The sequence below is a fragment of the Xanthomonas sp. WHRI 1810A genome (genome assembly GCF_040202885.1).
GTDB lineage: Bacteria > Pseudomonadota > Gammaproteobacteria > Pseudomonadales > Pseudomonadaceae > Aquipseudomonas.
This window is the reverse complement of record NZ_JBEGED010000001.1, coordinates 469,840-487,907: the sequence shown is the minus strand read 5'-3', so window position 1 is coordinate 487,907 and position 18,068 is coordinate 469,840. Positions and strand designations below refer to the sequence as shown.

The window sequence follows — 18,068 nt, the reverse complement described above, 5'->3', positions numbered from 1 at the left end:
AACAAGTTCGCTCCTGCAGAGATTGGCGCGTTACCCATAAAAACAAACTACGCACACAAGGACGATCAACGTGAACGCTGTCACCAAGTCGATTCTGGTGGTCGATGATGACCAGGAGATCTGTGAGTTATTGCAAGCGTACCTGAGCCGGTCCGGCTTCCAGGTCCGAACGGTCGGCGATGGTGCGCAGTTTCGCCAGGCGTTCAACGAAGAACCCAGCGACCTGCTGATTCTCGATGTCATGTTGCCCGACGAAGACGGCTTCAGCCTTTGCCGCTGGGTCCGGCAGCACCCGCGTCAGCCCCACGTTCCGATCATCATGCTCACCGCCAGCTCTGACGAGGCCGACCGGGTCATCGGACTGGAACTGGGCGCCGACGATTACATGGCCAAACCTTTCAGCCCCCGTGAACTTCAAGCGCGCATCAAGGCGCTGCTGCGGCGTGCCCAGTTCGGTCAGGAACGCTCCGGTGGCGAAGTGCTGGCGTTTGACGAATGGCGCCTGGACATGGTCAGCCACCGGCTGTTTCACCGTGACGGCGAAGAGGTGATTTTGTCAGGCGCCGACTTTGCCCTGCTCAAGCTGTTCCTCGACAATCCCCAGCAAATCCTGGATCGCGACACCATTGGCAACGCCACCCGCGGTCGCGAGCTGATGCCGCTGGAGCGCATCGTCGACATGGCGGTGAGTCGTCTGCGCCAGCGTCTGCGCGACACCGGCAAGGCGCCGCGGCTGATCCGGACCGTGCGAGGCAGTGGCTACCTGCTGGCGGCCAATGTGCTGCCGCAAGCCAGCAACGGCTACTGACCGTTGAGCCTGATCGACACGCGCCGAACGCTGCCGGTGCCGCGTTCGCTGTTGGGGCGCATGTTGCTGCTGACGCTGTTGGCGGTGTTGCTGGCCCAGGCACTGTCCAGCGTGATCTGGCTGTCGCAGTTGCGCGCCACGCAGATGGAAGGGCTGATCACCAGCGCTCGCAGCCTCGCCCACTCGATGGCGGCCAGCGTCAGTTACTTTCGGTCGTTGCCGGTCGCCTATCGCCCGCTGGTGCTGGACCAGCTGCGCAACATGGGTGGTACACGGTTTGTCGTTTCACTCAACGACCATCCCCTGGACATGGCGATTCTCGAACCCACCCCGCGCAAGGAGGCCGTGCTGACCGCGGTCGATGAAGTGCTGCGTCAGCATCTGGGCAACGACCCTGACATCGCCATCTGGTTCGTGCGCCCCGAGGACCTTCGGATCTTCAACGGCGGCCTGAAGCTCGACGAGTTGCCGCGCTCGTGGGCGCATTACGCCTTGAGCCTGGAGCCGATCAACCCCCCGGTGCTGGTGACGCAGATCCAGCTGTCGCCAGGGGAATGGCTGTACATCGCCTCGTTGCTGCCCGAGCCGTACACCAGCCTGGAAGAACAGGATCTGCCGACGCAGCAGGTGTGGTTCATCATTCTCACGAGCAGCTTTTTGCTGTTGTTCATCGGCCTGTTGGTGCACTGGCAAAGCGGCCCGCTCAAGCGCCTGGCACGGTCCGCGCGCGATATGTCCCTCGGCGCGGAGGTCGAGCCGGTGGTGGAGGGCGGGGGCAGCGAAGTCGTCGAAGTGACCCGCGCGTTCAACACCATGCGCGAGCGGATCAGTCGTTATTTGAGCGAGCGAGGGCAGCTGTTCAGCGCCATTTCCCACGACCTGCGCACGCCGATCACGCGCTTGCGGCTGCGCGTCGAATTGCTGGAAGACGAGGCGACCCAGGCCCGATTCACCCGCGATCTCGACGAGCTGGAGCTGTTGGTCAAGGGCGCGCTGCAATGCGTGAAAGACACCGATATCCACGAAAACATCGAGCCGGTGGACCTCAACCATGCCCTCGACTGCCTGATCGAACCCTACCTGTCCCCCGCGGGCGACGGGCGTGTCACGTTGCAAGGCAAAGCGATGTCGATGTTCCCCGGCAAACCATTGGCGCTGCGGCGGTGCATGGGCAACCTGATCGACAACGCCATCAAGTACGGCGAGAAAGCGCACCTGCAGGTGGAAGACGACGCCGAAGCGTTCATTCTGCATGTGGTCGACGAAGGGCCAGGGGTGCCTGAGCAGCGTCTGGAGCAGGTGTTCGAGCCGCATTTTCGTCTGGCTGGCAAACATCAGCAGGGCTACGGACTCGGGCTGGGTATCGCTCGCAATATTGCCCACAGCCATGGGGGCGAGGTGACGCTGCAGAATCTGCGCGAAGGCGGGATGCGGGTGACGTTGTTTTTGCCGCGAGGCCTGGAGTAACACGCTGTCCGTTGGAGCGAGGCTTGCCCGCGAAGCTTTTTGCAGCAGCATATTAGCTTCAGATGCTGTGGCGCTTTCTTCGCGGGCAAGCCTCGCCCCAACAAAGCGTCATGCAGGGGGTAGTTCGTGGTGTTATTTGAATGTCACCGCGCTGTGACAATCACGCGTCCCTTCGTTACTGTCCGCTCTAGCCCGTTGGTTAGAATCCACGCAGCGCAAGCGCCAGACTTGCCCAGGCATAACAACAAGAAAGGTTATTTAGATGAATTCGATCACACGTCTCGCCGCACTCGTTTCCCTCGCCTCGTTGTTTCCTCTTAGCGCTCTTGCTGCCGACTCCAAAGGTACGGTCGAAGTGGTCCATTGGTGGACGTCCGGCGGTGAAAAGGCCGCTGTCGATGTCTTGAAGGCCCAGGTCGAAAAAGACGGTTTCGTCTGGAAAGACGGCGCAGTCGCCGGTGGCGGTGGTGCGACCGCCATGACCGTTCTCAAAAGCCGCGCAGTCTCCGGCAACCCGCCCGGTGTTGCCCAGATCAAAGGTCCTGATATCCAGGAGTGGGCGTCCACCGGCCTGCTGGATACCGACGTGCTGAAAGACGTCTCCAAGGAAGAGAAGTGGGACAGCCTGCTGGACAAGAAAGTCTCTGACACCGTGAAGTACGACGGCAATTACGTCGCTGTGCCGGTGAACATCCACCGCGTGAACTGGCTGTGGATCAACCCGGAAGTCTTCAAGAAAGCCGGTATCGAAAAAGCCCCTACCACCCTCCAGGAATTCTACGCCGCAGGCGACAAGCTCAAGGCCGCGGGCGTGATTCCGCTGGCTCATGGCGGTCAGCCTTGGCAGGACAGCACCGTTTTCGAAGCGGTCGTGCTCTCGGTGATGGGCGCTGATGGTTACAAGAAAGCGCTGGTTGATCTCGACAATGGCGCATTGACCGGCCCCGAGATGGTCAAGTCGCTGACCGAGCTCAAGAAAGTCGCCACTTACATGGATCCGGACGGCAAAGGCCAGGACTGGAACCTGGAAGCAGCCAAGGTTATCAATGGCAAGGCCGGCATGCAGATCATGGGTGACTGGGCCAAGAGCGAGTGGACCGCTGCCAAGAAAGTCGCCGGCAAGGACTACCAGTGCGTACCGTTCCCTGGCACCGAGAAGGCGTTCACCTACAACATCGACTCCCTGGCGGTGTTCAAGCAGAAAGACAAAGGCACCGCTGCTGCCCAGCAGGACATTGCCAAAGTCGTTCTGGGTGAAAACTTCCAGAAAGTCTTCAGCATCAACAAAGGGTCGATCCCCGTTCGCAACGACATGCTGGCTGACATGAACAAGTACGGTTTCGACTCCTGTGCCCAGACTGCCGCCAACGACTTCCTGGCGGACGCCAAGACCGGCGGCCTGCAACCAAGCATGGCGCACAACATGGCGACATCGCTCGCAGTGCAAGGCGCGTTCTTTGATGTGGTGACTAACTACATCAACGACCCGAAAGCCGATCCGGCTGACGCGGCGAAGAAGCTGGGCGCTGCGATCAAATCCGCCAAGTAACGCCGTGTTTTACCTGTAGGAGTGAGCTTGCTCGCGAAAGCGTTACGTCAGTGGAATGCACCTGCGCCTGACACGCCGCATTCGCGAGCAAGCTCCCTCCCGCACGATGTGCTTTTGTAATCTTCATTTCTTGTACTGGATTTCACCATGAGTTCTGTTGCTGTGTTCAGCAAAGCCTCGCCGTTCGATGCACTGCAGCGTTGGCTACCCAAACTGGTGCTGGCGCCGAGCATGTTCATCGTCCTGGTGGGCTTCTACGGTTACATCCTGTGGACGTTTGTACTCTCGTTCACCAACTCGACGTTTCTGCCGACTTACAAATGGGCCGGGCTGGCACAGTACGCGCGGCTGTTCGACAACGACCGCTGGTGGGTCGCGAGCAAGAACCTGGCGGTATTCGGCGGCATGTTCATCGGAATCAGCTTGGTCATCGGCGTGATGCTGGCGGTGTTCCTCGATCAGCGCATTCGTCGTGAAGGTTTTATCCGCACCATTTATCTGTACCCGATGGCGCTCTCGATGATCGTCACCGGCACCGCCTGGAAATGGCTGCTCAACCCGGGCATGGGCCTGGACAAATTGTTTCGCGACTGGGGCTGGGAAGGGTTCCGGCTGGACTGGCTGATCGACCCGGACCGCGTGATTTACTGCCTGGTCATTGCCGCTGTGTGGCAGGCCTCCGGTTTCATCATGGCGATGTTCCTGGCCGGGCTGCGCGGGGTCGATCAATCGATCATCCGTGCCGCGCAGATCGATGGCGCGAGCATGCCCAGGATCTATTGGAAAGTGGTGCTGCCAAGCCTGCGTCCGGTGTTCTTCAGTGCCGTGATGATTCTGGCGCACATCGCAATCAAGAGTTTCGATCTGGTGGCTGCCATGACGGCAGGCGGGCCGGGCTATTCATCGGACTTGCCGGCGATGTTCATGTACTCGTTCACCTTCAGCCGTGGGCAAATGGGCATGGGGTCTGCCAGTGCGATCCTGATGCTGGGGGCGATCCTCGCCATCCTCGTGCCGTACCTGTATTCCGAGCTGAGGACCAAGCGCAATGACTAGTCTTGTGGGCAAACCGTCGCTGACCCTCAGCCGCATCGCGATCCATGCCGTATTGATCATCGCCTGCCTGCTGTATCTGGTGCCACTGGTGGTCATGCTGCTGACCAGTTTCAAGACGCCGGAAGACATCGGCAGCGGCAACCTGCTGAGCTGGCCCACCGTGGTCACGGCCATCGGCTGGGTCAAGGCCTGGGCTACCGTGGACGGCTATTTCTGGAACTCGATCAAGATCACGGTGCCTGCCGTGCTGATCTCCACCGCCATTGGCGCGCTGAACGGCTACGTGCTGTCGATGTGGCGTTTCCGCGGCTCGCAGATGTTCTTCGGCCTGTTGCTGTTCGGCTGCTTCCTGCCCTTCCAGACGGTGCTGTTGCCGGCTTCGTTCACGCTGGGCAAGATGGGTCTGGCCAACACCACCACCGGTTTGGTGTTTGTGCATGTGGTTTACGGCCTGGCGTTCACCACGCTGTTCTTTCGTAACTACTATGTAAGCATCCCGGATGCGCTGGTGAAGGCCGCCCGCCTGGACGGTGCAGGATTTTTCACGATCTTTCGCAAGATCATTCTGCCGATGTCGACCCCGATTGTGATGGTCTGCCTGATCTGGCAGTTCACCCAGATCTGGAACGACTTCCTGTTCGGTGTGGTGTTCTCCAGCGGCGATTCGCAACCCATCACCGTGGCGCTGAACAATCTGGTCAACACCAGTACGGGCGCCAAGGAATACAACGTTGATATGGCTGCCGCGATGATCGCCGGTCTGCCGACCCTGCTGGTGTACATCGTCGCAGGCAAGTATTTCGTGCGCGGGCTCACGGCCGGCGCAGTCAAGGGGTAATCATGGCAACGCTTGAACTACGCAACGTAAACAAGACTTATGGCGCCGGCTTGCCCGACACCCTGAAGAACATCGAACTGCAGATCAATGACGGCGAATTCTTGATCCTGGTCGGCCCCTCCGGCTGCGGCAAATCGACGTTGATGAACTGCATTGCGGGCCTGGAAAACATTACCGGTGGCGAGATTGTGATCGACAATCAGGACGTCAGCGGCATGAGCCCCAAGGACCGTGACATCGCCATGGTGTTCCAGTCCTACGCGCTGTACCCGACCATGAGCGTGCGTGAGAACATCGAATTCGGCCTGAAGATCCGCAAGATGAACCAGTCGGCCATCGACGAAGAAGTCGCCCGCGTGGCTAAACTGCTGCAGATCGAACACTTGCTCAACCGCAAGCCCGGTCAGTTATCCGGCGGCCAGCAGCAGCGGGTGGCCATGGGGCGTGCCTTGGCGCGGCGACCCAAGATCTACCTGTTCGACGAACCGCTTTCCAACCTTGATGCCAAGTTGCGCGTCGAGATGCGGACCGAAATGAAACTGATGCATCAGCGGCTGAAAACCACCACGGTCTACGTCACCCACGATCAGATCGAGGCAATGACGCTGGGCGACAAAGTGGCGGTCATGAAGGACGGCATCATTCAACAGTTCGGCACGCCCAAGCAGATCTACAACGATCCAGCTAACCTGTTTGTGGCGAGCTTTATCGGTTCACCCCCGATGAACTTCATTCCGCTGCGTCTGCAGCGCAAGGATGGCGGCCTGGTTGCGCTGCTCGACAGCGGTCAGGCGCGCTGCGAACTGCCGATGACCATGAGCGACGCGGGTCTGGAAGACCGTGAGGTGATTTTGGGCCTTCGCCCTGAGCAGATCGTGCTAGCGTCTGGCGAACCGAGTGCCATGCCGAGCATTCGGGCGCAAGTGCAAGTCACCGAGCCGACCGGACCCGACACACTGGTGTTCGTCATGCTCAACGATAGTAAGGTCTGCTGCCGTCTGGCACCGGACATCGCGCCGCAGGTCGGCGAGTCACTGACCTTGCAGTTCGATCCAAGCAAGGTTCTGCTGTTTGACGCGACGACAGGAGAGCGACTGGGTGCTTTGGGAAAGTCTCCAGCTGCTGAACGGCTCAGCAACGTGACACGGCTGAACCGCAACTGATCGGACCAGGTACTCTTGAAAAGGGCACAGCTGACGGGGCATCCCTGCCGTAATGGCCTGTCAGTCACACGAAGCAAGTAGTTACAACGCTGTTTAAAGCTAATAAAAATAAAACGAGGATTTAAGGGATGAAGAAGGTACAAGGCAAATCGCTTAAGCAATTTCAGCTTATCGGTGGGTTGTCGGTGTTGAGTGCGTTGACGTTGTCCGGAACCGCTTTTGCAATGGAGCCGTTCCACGCCAGCGAACACATGACCGGTGACTGGGGTGGTCTGCGCCAAGAGCTTTACGACAAGGGTTTTGACTTCCCTATCGAGTACGTGGGTGAAGCGGGCTCCAATCTCAACGGCGGGTACAACGACGACACGACAGGCCGCTACAGCGACCAGTTCGCGTTCGGCGTACAAATGGACCTGCAGAAAATCCTCGGCTGGCACGACGCAGAATTCAAACTGGCGATCACCGAGCGTAGCGGCAACAACATCTCCAACGACCGTATCGGTGATCCACGCGCCGGCACGCTCAGTTCATCCCAGGAAGTCTGGGGTCGGGGACAGACCTGGCGTCTGACGCAGATGTGGGTCAAGCAGAAATACTTCGACGGCGCGCTGGATATCAAACTCGGCCGATTCGGCGAAGGCGAAGACTTCAACAGCTTCCCATGCGACTTCCAGAACCTGTCGTTCTGCGGCTCGCAAGTCGGTAACTACGTCAACACCTGGTACAACTGGCCAGTCAGCCAGTGGGCATTGCGCGTGAAGTACAACATCACGCCAGAAGTCTTCGCCCAGGTGGGTGTGTACGAGCAGAACCCGTCGTACCTGGAAACCGGCAACAGCTTCAAGCTCAGCGGCAGCGGCGCGAAAGGCACTGTGGTGCCGGTTGAGTTGGTTTGGTCGCCAACCGTCAACGCCCTGGCCGGCGAGTACCGCGTGGGTTACTACGTCAGCAGCCCGAGTGCCGACGATCTCTACGAAAACGAAAACGGTCAGCCACAGGCCACTGCTGGCGGTGACTTCAAGTCGCACAAGAACAAGCATGGCTGGTGGGTCGTGGCGCAGCAGCAGTTGACCAGCGTCGGCGGCGACACTTCCCGGGGCTTGAGCATCTTCGCCAACGCCACCGTGCATGACAAAGCCACCAACTTCGTCGACAACTACCAGCAGGTCGGTTTTGTCTACAAAGGTCCGTTCAATGCCCGTCCGAAGGATGACATCGGTATCGGTATCGCCCGTATCCACGTCAACGACGATGCTCAGGACAACCGTCGCCTGGTCAACGCCGTCAACGGTATCGACGATTACGACAACCCGGGCTACCTGCCTATCCAGAAGACTGAGTACAACTCGGAAATCTACTACGGCGTACACGTCACCGACTGGCTGACCGTGCGTCCCAACTTGCAGTACGTGAAAAGCCCGGGCGGCGTAGACGACGTTCAAAACGCTCTGGTGGCCGGTATCAAGATCCAGTCGAAGTTCTGATTCAGCGGACGCTCCTCCGCTTCACTGACGATCAAGGGTCGTGTGTGCTTTACGGGCAGCCTGGCTGCCCGTTTTTTTTGTGGTTGGGTTCTGGATCTTCAGGACATTTTTTATTGTTGGAAAACCTGCGTGATCCTGTAGGAGCGCGCTTGCCCGCGATGTGTGTATCAGGCGACGGCGATGTGTTGATCTTACCAACGATATCGCGGGCAAGTGCGCTCCTACAGGTTGAATCGCATCGCTCACACGGGAAAGCAATGGCCATCAGGGAATCAGGCTCGCTTGAGCATCCTCTGCAACGTTTCTTCACCGCCACGCGGCCCATGCCGACGTTTCAGTGGGAGCGTTATCAGCAGCGAGACGTGCTGGTCATCGACCACCCCCAATGCCAGGCGGTGTTCAGCCGCCAGGGCGGGCAACTGCTGCATTTCCAGCCACACGACCAAAAGCCCTGGCTGTGGTGCGCCGCGCATTGGCCGCAGGTTGGCGCCATACGCGGCGGCGTGCCGGTGTGCTGGCCCTGGGTCGGACGGCATCCGAGCGAGAAGGTCTGGCCAGCGGACGGCTGGGCTCGGTTGCTCGACTGGAAATTGATCGACAGCGCCGAGACCGAGGCCGGCGTCACCTTGCACTGGCGGCTCAAACTGTGGGACTGGCAGGCCGATTTATACGCCGAGCTGGGGGAGGGCATGGAGTTGCGGCTGGAGACTCAGCACGAAGACAGCCAGCCGTGTCAGTTCAGTCATGCCTTGCACGCCTACTGGCGCATCAGCGACGTGGCCGATGTCGCGGTGGACGGTCTGGATGGTGCGCAGGGCTATGACCAGCTGAGCCGAAGTCCGTGTGAGCAGAAAGGCGAACTGCGCGTCGCCGGTGGCTGCCAGCGGGTGTTCGAGCGGCCAGGGACCCTGGAATTGCAGGACGAAGCGTGGCATCGACGGCTCAGCATCGACACCGGGGACAGCGCCAGCACCGTGGTCTGGCACCCCGGCAGCCGCCCACTGCTGGGCGTCGGTGGCGCAGAAGCCAGTGGGTTTGTGCGGGTGGAAGCGGCGTCAACCGCGGCGGACAGTTTCAGCCTGGCGCCGGGGCAGCAGGCCAGTTTGAGTCTGCAGGCGCATTTGGTGCATTGAACCTGAAACCGTCTGTAGGAGCGCGCTTGCCCGCGATTGCGTAGTGTCAATCAACACTCATGGGATGATCTGCCGCCATCGCGGGCAAGCGCGCTCCTACAATGTTTAGCGTATTCAGTTGAGCTCATCATCCACCGGATACCGGCTGGCATTCAGGCTTTCCTTGATCTTGCGCAGGTGCGGCTGGAAGTCGACGCCACGGCGCAGGGTCATACCTGTAGCCAGCACATCGAGCACGGTGAGCTGGATGATGCGCGAGGTCATCGGCATATAGATGTCGGTGTCCTCGGGCAGTGGAATGTTCAGGCTCAAGGTGCTGGCGCGGGCGAGGGGCGAATCAGCGGCGGTCAGCCCCAGCACCGAAGCACCGTTTTCCCGAGCGATCCGCGCCACCTCCACCAGCTCGCGGGTGCGGCCGGTATAGGAAATGATCACGAACAGCTCACCGGTGTGTGCCACTGACGCCAGCATGCGCTGCATCAGCACGTCGGCATGGGCGGTGACGGCCAGATTGAACCTAAAAAACTTGTGCTGCGCATCCAGCGCCACCGGCGCCGAAGCACCGAGGCCGAAGAAGTGGATCTGCCGCGCCTGAATCAACAGGTCCACGGCCTTGCTGACGAGGATTGGGTCCAGCGCCTGCAACGCGCTGTCCAGCGATGCGATGGCGCTGCCGAAAATCTTCTGGGTGTAGGCCTGGGGATCATCATCGGCTTCCACGGCCCGGCTGACATACGCCGCGCCGCTGGCCAGGCTCTGTGCCAATTGCAGCTTGAGTTCCGGATAACCACTGACCTCGAACGAGCGGCAGAATCGGTTGACCGTCGGCTCGCTGACTTTCGCCGCCTGGGCCAGGGCGGCGATACTGAAGCGGGTCGCCTGCTGAGGGTTGAGCAGGATGGCCTCGGCGACTTTGCGCTCGGCCTTGTTCAGGTCGCCAAGCCGGCTCTGGATCTGCTCCAGAAGATTGCGTATGCGGTCCATTGAATGTCTTCCTCTTAAAGCAGCGGCAGACAATCTGATGGGCCTTTTTCAAAGGGGCCTTTAGCCTGTCGCAAAGGTGGCCTATCGTACTGAGGGCCTGTGTTGATCACCACTGGAATGTGCGTTATGACGAAATGTTGTGGTTATTACTACATATGGCCTTGAGTAACGCCTTTAAAAAAGGTATTTGTAGCCTAACTTGATAAAAGAACCAACATTATGCTCTCGATTACGGTTGAACCGTGCACATTTGCCCTGTTTGGCGCCTTGGGTGACCTGGCAGTCCGCAAATTGTTTCCAGCGTTGTACCAGCTCGACCGAGCCGGACTGCTGCATGCCGACACCAAAATTCTAGCCTTGGCTCGTGAACTCGGAACTCCAGAAGAGCATTTGGCTTACATCGACAAGAGTCTGCGTCGCTTTGTCCCTGAAGCCCAACTCGAAAACGAACACGTTGAGCGTTTTCAGGCGCGCCTGAGTTACCTGCACGTGGACTTCCTGAAGGCCGACGACTACGTCGCCCTGGCCGAGGCGGTCGGTGACGCAGAAACCCTGATCGCCTATTTCGCCACCCCCGCGTCAGTTTACGGCGCGATCTGCGAAAACCTGGCGTCGGTCAACCTGACCGAGCGCACCCGTGCCGTCCTGGAAAAACCCATTGGCCACGACCTGGCGTCGTCGCGTCGAGTCAACGATGCCGTTGCCCAGTTCCTCCCGGAAAATCGCGTTTACCGGATTGACCACTATCTGGGCAAGGACACCGTTCAAAACCTGATTGCCCTGCGCTTTGCCAACAGCCTCTTCGAAACCCAGTGGAATCAGAACTACATCTCCCACGTTGAAATCACGGTGGCGGAGAAAGTAGGGATCGAAGGCCGCTGGGGGTATTTCGATCAGGCAGGCCAGCTGCGCGACATGATTCAAAACCACCTGCTGCAGCTGCTGTGCCTGATTGCAATGGACCCGCCCAGCGATTTGTCCGCCGACAGCATCCGCGACGAAAAAGTGAAAGTGCTTAAAGCGCTGGCGCCGTTCACCCCGGAACGCCTGGCGACCCAAGTGGTGCGTGGCCAGTACATCGCCGGCTACAGCGAAGGCAAGCCGGTCCCGGGGTATCTGGAAGAAGAGAATTCCAACACCCAGAGCGACACCGAAACCTTCGTCGCGATCCGCGCCGACATCCGCAACTGGCGCTGGTCAGGCGTGCCGTTCTATCTGCGCACGGGCAAGCGCATGCCGCAAAAGCTGTCGCAGATCGTGATCCACTTCAAAGAGCCGCCGCACTACATCTTCGCGCCTGAGCAACGGCTGCAGATCAGCAATCGCCTGATTATCCGTTTGCAGCCCGACGAAGGTATCTCGCTGCAGGTGATGACCAAGGACCAGGGTCTGGACAAGGGCATGCAGCTGCGCAGCAACCCGCTGCAGCTGAGTTTTTCCGATGCCTACCGCAGCGCGCGGATCCCGGATGCCTACGAGCGGTTGTTGCTGGAAGTGATGCGCGGCAACCAAAACCTGTTTGTCCGCAAGGACGAAATCGAATCGGCGTGGCAGTGGTGCGACCAACTGATTGCAGGCTGGAAGAAGGCGGGCGATGCGCCCAAGCCTTATCCGGCCGGCTCATGGGGTCCGATGAGCTCCATTGCCCTTATTACGCGTGACGGGAGATCCTGGTATGGCGATATGTGAACTTGAATTTCCGGCCGGTCTGAAAACCGCCGAATTCGACAGCCCGAGTTTGTTGGCCGAAGGCCTGGCCGATCATGTGGCCGAGCTGTTGACGGCGGCCATCAACAGCAATCCCCACGGCGTTGCGACGCTGGTGGTGTCAGGCGGCAAAAGCCCGGTGGCGTTCTTCAAGGCCCTGGCGCAGAAACCCATTCAGTGGTCGCGCGTCGCGATCAGTCTGGCCGACGAACGCTGGGTGCCAACCGAGCATGAAGACAGCAACGCCGGCCTGGTCAAGCGCTACCTGTTTCAGGGCCCGGCGGCCGAGGCGGGCTTCTTCAGCCTGTACCGTGCCACCCGGACCGTGGACGAAGCGGCGGCTGCCACTGACAGCGCACTCAAGGAATCGATGCCGTCCATTGACGTGCTGGTGCTGGGCATGGGCGATGACGGGCACACCGCATCGTTGTTCCCCAACAGCCCGAATCTGGCCGACGCGCTGGACCTGAACAGCGAGCATTTGTGTCTGCCCATGCTCGCGCCGAGCACGCCGCATCAGCGCCTGACCATGACCCGCAAACTTCTGGCCTCGGCAAAGTCGCCGATTCTATCGATTTCCGGACAGGCCAAACTGGAAACCCTGCGCACGGCACTGGCAGGCGATGACATCGCTGAAATGCCGATCCGTGCCTTTCTCAACCCGACTCTCGAGATTTACTGGTGCCCATAAGCAAAGGATCAGCCGCCATGGAAAATACCCAAGCGAAACAGCCGTTCAATGACATGGCGAGCAAGATTGCCCAGATCGACGCACTCTGCGCGAAAGCGAAGATTCTGCCGGTCATCACCATCGCGCGCGAGCAGGACGTGCTGCCGTTGGCCGATGCGCTGGCCGCCGGCGGCCTGAACGCGCTGGAAGTCACACTGCGCTCGGAATTCGGGCTCAAGGCCATTCGCATCCTGCGTGATCAGCGTCCCGAGCTGTGCACAGGGGCTGGCACTATTCTCGACCGTCGTATGCTGGCCGACGCCGAGGCTGCGGGCTCGCAGTTCATCGTCACGCCGGGCAGCACGCAGGATCTGCTGGAAGCCGCCGTGCAAAGCGAATTGCCGTTGATTCCCGGCATCAGCAGCGCGTCGGAGATTATGATCGGCTACGCCTTGGGCTATCGCCGCTTCAAGCTGTTCCCGGCAGAGATCAGCGGCGGCGTCGGCGCAATCAAAGCGCTGGGCGGTCCCTTCCCGGAGGTGCGTTTCTGCCCGACCGGTGGCGTCAGCGCCGCCAACCTCAAAAGCTACATGGCCCTGCCGAACGTGATGTGCGTCGGCGGCACCTGGATGATCGACAACGAATGGGTGAAGAACGGCGACTGGAATCGGATCACCGATGCCACCGCCGAGGCCATCGCACTGTTTGATTGAGTCCTTGATGTGCAGGCGCGCGCTTGCCCGCGATAACGTTGTGACAGCCGCTTGATGATTGGCTGACACGGCGCAATCGCGGGCAAGCGCGCGGCTACAAACGTCCAAGCCATAAGCGGCGCCCTGCAAAGGAGCGCCGTTTTTTATGTCTTGAGTTAACCGATCAGGCCAATACGCGCAGTGCTTCTACCAGCCGCGCCATGTCATCGGCGGAGGTGGTGAAGCCTGGCGTCACGCGGATGCACGTACCGCACGCAGCGCCCTGACGAGGCACGGTGAACAGGCCGTGTTCATCCAGCAGACGCTGGATCATCAGCTCTTGATCGGCGTGGCGGGTGAACCGGAAAGCCGTAATCCCGCAGTAGAGCCTCGGGTCATCCGGCGTCAGCACCTCGATGCCATCGATCTCCCGGGCGGGCTTGACCCACAGGTCTCGCAGGTAGTTGAGCCGCGCGCCCTTGACCGCTGCGCCCCCGACGGCAAAGTGCTCTTCGAACACGGTGGGCAAGGTCATCAGCGCGGGGATGTTGGGCGTTCCGTAGGGTACGCGTGACAGAAGTTCATCAAGTGGGTAGCGGGCGTCGCCCATGTCAGGGTCGATGGACAGCAGGCGGTCCTTGGCCACATACACAAAGCCCAGACTCAGCGGCGCGCCGATCCACTTCTGCAGGTTGTACCCGGCAAACGCCACCCCCAGCTCGCTCACGTTGAAGTCCAGTTGGCCCAAGGCGTGGGCCCCGTCGAGCATCACGTCGACGCCATGCGCCTTGGCGAGCTGCGCGATGGCCTGTACCGGCATCACCAGCCCGGTACGGTGGGTGACATGGGTCAGCGCCATGAGCTTGAGGCGAGGGTGACGTTGGAAGGCGTCGCGGTAGCGGTCGAGGATGGCGTCGTAGCTGGCCGGGTGGGCGTGCTGTATTTCGATCAACTCCACACCTCGCGTTTTCGCCAGCCAGCGCATGGCGGTTTGCACGCTCATGTAGTCCAGGTCGCTGATCAGCAATTGGTCGCCGGCGCGCAATTCGTTGTAATTGCGGATCAGCGACTGCAGGCCTTCCGTTGCGCAGCGTGTGATCGCGACCTCGGCTGTCTGCGCGCCTACCCACTGTGCCAGTTGCCCACGGATGACCTCGCTGTCCACCGCATCGAACTGCTGGCGCACATACACCGAGTTGCTGCGGTTCACGTACGCCAGGTTTTCTTCGTAATTGCTGAGCGCCTTGCGGGTCATTCGCCCGAAATAACCATATTCCAGATTGATCGGGCCCGGTGCCACTTCGTATTGAGCCGCCACTTCCAGCCAAAACGCTTCGTCGCGTGCACGCGCTTGAGCGTTGACCTCTGGCACTGTGTGGAGGGTGTCTGGCATTGATCAATCGTCCCTGTCGGAAAAGCGGATGGTGGTTTTGGCCGGACGCTCGGTCAGCGGCTGGCGGGGGCGGGTACGCAATGGATCCAGCAGTCCCGACAAGCCGTTGTGGTCGATCTCCTGCATCAACGAAAGCAGGCTGCCCAATTCGCCTTTGGGAAAACCTTCCCGGGCAAACCAGTTCAGGTATTGGCCGGGCAGGTCCGCAATCAAACGCCCCTTATATTTGCCGTAGGGCATTTCACGCGTCACCAGAAGTTTGAGTTTCTCGGGATCCATCAGGGCGCCGTTTATCTATTCAAATGAACTAGGAAGATACGTGCATTCTGCAACGGTGCCAATCGACAGATCATGCAGAAAGCTTGGTGGAACTGTATGGCGTAAATCGTATCTACTTGATTTATAAGGATAAATTATCGCACGAAAACCTGGCACGACCGCTGCAACACTCATGGCATAGCGATGAAGCATCAGCTTTAAAGCATTCAGTATTACAAGTTCGATCAACCTGCCATGAAGGAAATGACAAATGACTGATATCAACAAAGAAGCGATCTCGGTACTCAATGACCTGATCGAAACCAGCATCGACGGCGAGAAAGGTTTTCACACCGCTGCCGAAGACGCCAAGAACCCAGAAATTAAAGCGTACCTGCTGTCGCGTTCGACCGAATGCAAGACAGCCGTAGCTGAACTGCAAGCCGAAGTCCGCGCACTTGGTGGCGACCCGGAAACCTCGTCCAGCGCTGCTGGCGGCGTACACCGTCTGTGGGTAGAGCTGAAATCCGCTCTGTCGGGCAAGACTGATGAAGCTGTTCTGAACGAAGTTGAAAGCGGTGAAGACCACGCGCTGAAAGCTTACAAAGAAGCTTCGCAAAAAGCTGTGGAGAAAAACCTCCCAGTGAACGTCACCAGCCTGATCCAACGTCAGCTGGCCGGCACCCAGGCCAACCACGATAAAGTGAAAGCCCTGCGTGACAGCGTTCGTCGCGCTAGCTAAGTTGTAGCCGATAAAAAAACGCCGACTTGTTCGGCGTTTTTTTATGGGTGAAATACAGGGTTCTCCGGCCAGAGGCATACGGTCAAACCGGCAAATTAATCCCAAACGTATTGACGCCATCCTGACTGCGCACAAACACGGTGCCGCCGTGCATCAGTGCGATGGCTTTGACGATGGCCAGGCCCAGGCCGTGGTTGGCGCCGCTGTTGCTGCGCGAGGCGTCGACCCGGTAGAAGCGCTCGAACAGTTTGGGCAGGTGCTCTCCGGCGATGCGGCTGCCGGGGTTGGCGACGCCGATGCTGACGTGATCGCCTTCGGTGTGGATGTCGACGTGAATGACCTGACCCGCGTCGGTGTGCTGAACGGCGTTGTGCAGCAGGTTGATCAAGGCGCGGCGCAGGTGTGCTTTCTCGATTGGCACGTTGGCGTCGCCCCTGACGTGCACTCGCACCTGAGCGTCTTCGAGGATGAAATCCAGGTAATCCAGCGTGGTGGCCACTTCCTCGGCCAGTGAAGCGCGGGTCAACGCCGTGGCTCTGGTGCCTTGATCAGCGCTGGCCAGAAACAGCATGTCGTTGACGATGGAGCGCAGCCGTTCCAGTTCTTCGAGGTTGGACTGCAGCACCTCGAAATACTGGTCGGCGGAGCGGCCTCGGGTGAGCGCGACCTGGGTCTGGCCGATGAGGTTGGTCAGGGGCGAGCGCAGCTCGTGGGCGACATCGGCGTTGAACGACTCCAGACGCGAATAGGCCTGTTCGACCCGTTCGAGGGTCGAGTTGAACGAGCTGACGAATTCATCCAGTTCCGGCGGCAGCGGCGTCATTTGCAGGCGACCCGACAGGCGTGGCGGCGCCAGCTTGCGCGCCTCCTGGGACAGATCGCGCAACGGCTTCAAACCGATGCGTGCCACCCAGTAACCCAGTGCGCAGGCCATGGCAATGCCAATGGCCACCAGGCTGATCAACGCGATCAGCAGCGAATGCTGGGTTTGCCAGAACGTCTCGGTGTCGATGGCCGTCAGAAACCGCAACGGCGGGCGTTGGTCCTTGGCCGGAAACTGGCTGACCAGCACTTTGAAGGGGTAGTCGTAGTTGTCCAGCCTCAGGTCGCGCATGCCCAGCGGCCCTTTGGCGAACGCCCGGATAGCCGGGTCGGGGTTGCCGAACTCGTAGTCCGGGTTGTCGCTGACCACCCAGAACCGCAGGCGCTTGTCCTCTTCGCTGAGCAATCGCAGCTTGGCGTTGATCTTGGCCCAGTGCTCGGGGTTGCCGTAACGCATCACCGCCGATTCGAGCACGCTGTAGCGCGCATCCACTTCGGCTTCGGGCAGCAGGCCCAGGCCCTTGTCGACCTGGATGTACAGCGCTGAACCGATCAGCACGAACACCAGCAACGCCACCAGCGCGAACAAACCGCTCAGGCGCAGGGCGATGGAGTTAGTCGACACGGCGGCTCTCCAGCACGTAGCCCATGCCACGAATGGTGTGCAGCAGTTTCTGTTCGAACGGACCGTCAAGCTTGGCGCGCAGGCGCTTGATCGCGACCTCGACGACGTTGGCGTCACTGTCGAAATTGATGTCCCAGACCATTTCCGCGATGGAGGTCTTGGAAAGGATTTCGCCATGCCGGCGGGCCAGCACGCTGAGCAGCGAAAACTCTTTGGCGGTCAGATCCAGCCGCGACCCCGCACGCGTGGCCTTGCGGCTGATCAGGTCGATCCACAGGTCGGCGATGCTGATCTGGACCGGCTCGTGGCCGCCGCTGCGACGGGTCAAGGCTTGCAGGCGGGCCACCAGTTCGAGAAACGAAAACGGTTTGCCCAGATAGTCGTCGGCACCTTCGCGCAGGCCGCGAACGCGATCGTCAACGTTCTCCCGCGCCGTGAGCATGATCACCGGCGTTTGCTTGCGCGCACGCAGGGCTCGCAGAATGCTGTAACCGTCGAGCCCTGGCAGCATGACGTCGAGAATGATCACGGCATAATCGGATTCGAGTGCCATGTGCAGACCGCCGATGCCGTCGCGCGCCACGTCCACCGTGTAGCCCTGCTCGGTCAGGCCGCGGTGCAGGTAATCAGCGGTTTTCTCTTCGTCTTCGATAATCAGGACGCGCATCGGTCCACTC

General features: G+C 59.9%; 17 protein-coding genes. 12 read left to right on the top strand and 5 right to left on the bottom strand.

Annotated elements, in window-relative coordinates; all coding sequences use genetic code 11:
- The first annotated feature begins 70 nt into the window (after positions 1-70).
- The 8 genes from ABQX22_RS02210 to ABQX22_RS02175 all read left to right on the top strand — a co-directional run bounded on the left by ABQX22_RS02210 (position 71) and on the right by ABQX22_RS02175 (position 9,498).
- Positions 71-808, top strand: coding sequence for a response regulator transcription factor (locus ABQX22_RS02210; protein ID WP_349796039.1), 738 nt, complete (start codon positions 71-73; stop codon positions 806-808).
- Positions 809-811: 3 nt separating this feature from the next.
- A complete protein-coding gene (locus ABQX22_RS02205; protein ID WP_349796037.1) occupies positions 812-2,275 on the top strand; it encodes an ATP-binding protein in 1,464 nt (487 codons plus the stop codon).
- 262 nt (positions 2,276-2,537) lie between these two features.
- The gene (locus ABQX22_RS02200; RefSeq protein ID WP_349796035.1) at positions 2,538-3,824 is read left to right on the top strand and encodes an ABC transporter substrate-binding protein; all 1,287 of its coding nucleotides are present in this window, start codon (positions 2,538-2,540) and stop codon (positions 3,822-3,824) included.
- Between the two features lie 147 nt (positions 3,825-3,971).
- Complete coding sequence (locus tag ABQX22_RS02195) at positions 3,972-4,880, top strand: carbohydrate ABC transporter permease (RefSeq protein ID WP_349796033.1); 909 nt, start codon at positions 3,972-3,974, stop codon at positions 4,878-4,880.
- On the top strand, positions 4,873-5,718 hold the full coding sequence (locus ABQX22_RS02190; RefSeq protein WP_349796031.1) for a carbohydrate ABC transporter permease: 846 nt from the start codon (positions 4,873-4,875) through the stop codon (positions 5,716-5,718). Before ABQX22_RS02195 ends, ABQX22_RS02190 begins: the two co-directional genes overlap by 8 nt.
- 2 nt (positions 5,719-5,720) lie before the next feature.
- Positions 5,721-6,881: an ABC transporter ATP-binding protein gene (locus tag ABQX22_RS02185; RefSeq protein ID WP_349796029.1), complete on the top strand. Its 1,161-nt coding sequence runs from the start codon at positions 5,721-5,723 to the stop codon at positions 6,879-6,881.
- A 128-nt stretch (positions 6,882-7,009) separates the two neighbouring features.
- Positions 7,010-8,365 carry a carbohydrate porin gene (locus ABQX22_RS02180; protein WP_349796027.1) on the top strand — a complete coding sequence of 452 codons (1,356 nt, stop codon included), beginning with the start codon at positions 7,010-7,012 and terminating at the stop codon, positions 8,363-8,365.
- 257 nt (positions 8,366-8,622) lie between these two features.
- On the top strand, positions 8,623-9,498 hold the full coding sequence (locus tag ABQX22_RS02175) for a D-hexose-6-phosphate mutarotase (RefSeq protein WP_349796025.1): 876 nt from the start codon (positions 8,623-8,625) through the stop codon (positions 9,496-9,498).
- A gap of 114 nt (positions 9,499-9,612) precedes the next feature.
- Here ABQX22_RS02175 and ABQX22_RS02170 read toward each other — a convergent pair whose 3' ends face one another.
- Positions 9,613-10,473, bottom strand: a complete 861-nt coding sequence (locus ABQX22_RS02170) for a MurR/RpiR family transcriptional regulator (RefSeq protein ID WP_441005236.1) — start codon at positions 10,471-10,473, stop codon at positions 9,613-9,615.
- A gap of 228 nt (positions 10,474-10,701) precedes the next feature.
- On the opposite strand from ABQX22_RS02170, the gene zwf reads away from it, so the two are divergent.
- The 3 genes from zwf to ABQX22_RS02155 are packed head-to-tail and all read left to right on the top strand — an operon-like array spanning position 10,702 to position 13,572.
- Positions 10,702-12,171, top strand: a complete 1,470-nt coding sequence (gene zwf, locus ABQX22_RS02165; protein WP_349796021.1) for a glucose-6-phosphate dehydrogenase — start codon at positions 10,702-10,704, stop codon at positions 12,169-12,171.
- Positions 12,158-12,880 (top strand): 6-phosphogluconolactonase, encoded by a 723-nt coding sequence (pgl, locus tag ABQX22_RS02160; RefSeq protein ID WP_349796019.1) that lies wholly within the window; start codon positions 12,158-12,160, stop codon positions 12,878-12,880. Before zwf ends, pgl begins: the two co-directional genes overlap by 14 nt.
- Positions 12,881-12,897: 17 nt before the next feature.
- Complete coding sequence (locus ABQX22_RS02155; RefSeq protein WP_349796017.1) at positions 12,898-13,572, top strand: bifunctional 4-hydroxy-2-oxoglutarate aldolase/2-dehydro-3-deoxy-phosphogluconate aldolase; 675 nt, start codon at positions 12,898-12,900, stop codon at positions 13,570-13,572.
- A 163-nt stretch (positions 13,573-13,735) separates the two neighbouring features.
- On the opposite strand, the gene ABQX22_RS02150 is transcribed toward ABQX22_RS02155, so the two are convergent.
- Together ABQX22_RS02150 and ABQX22_RS02145 are read right to left on the bottom strand one after the other, a co-directional pair.
- The gene (locus ABQX22_RS02150) at positions 13,736-14,944 is read right to left on the bottom strand and encodes an aminotransferase class V-fold PLP-dependent enzyme (RefSeq protein ID WP_349796015.1); all 1,209 of its coding nucleotides are present in this window, start codon (positions 14,942-14,944) and stop codon (positions 13,736-13,738) included.
- Between the two features lie 3 nt (positions 14,945-14,947).
- On the bottom strand, positions 14,948-15,223 hold the full coding sequence (locus ABQX22_RS02145; RefSeq protein WP_349796013.1) for a DUF3820 family protein: 276 nt from the start codon (positions 15,221-15,223) through the stop codon (positions 14,948-14,950).
- A gap of 250 nt (positions 15,224-15,473) precedes the next feature.
- Here ABQX22_RS02145 and ABQX22_RS02140 point away from each other — a divergent pair, with 250 nt between their 5' ends.
- Positions 15,474-15,944, top strand: coding sequence for a PA2169 family four-helix-bundle protein (locus tag ABQX22_RS02140; protein WP_349796011.1), 471 nt, complete (start codon positions 15,474-15,476; stop codon positions 15,942-15,944).
- A gap of 82 nt (positions 15,945-16,026) precedes the next feature.
- Here the strand turns inward: ABQX22_RS02140 and ABQX22_RS02135 are convergent, their stop codons facing one another.
- Together ABQX22_RS02135 and ABQX22_RS02130 are read right to left on the bottom strand one after the other, a co-directional pair.
- Positions 16,027-17,391, bottom strand: coding sequence for a heavy metal sensor histidine kinase (locus tag ABQX22_RS02135; protein ID WP_349796009.1), 1,365 nt, complete (start codon positions 17,389-17,391; stop codon positions 16,027-16,029).
- Complete coding sequence (locus ABQX22_RS02130) at positions 17,381-18,058, bottom strand: heavy metal response regulator transcription factor (RefSeq protein WP_349796007.1); 678 nt, start codon at positions 18,056-18,058, stop codon at positions 17,381-17,383. The genes ABQX22_RS02135 and ABQX22_RS02130 overlap by 11 nt, the downstream gene beginning before the upstream one ends.
- Positions 18,059-18,068 lie beyond the last annotated feature (10 nt).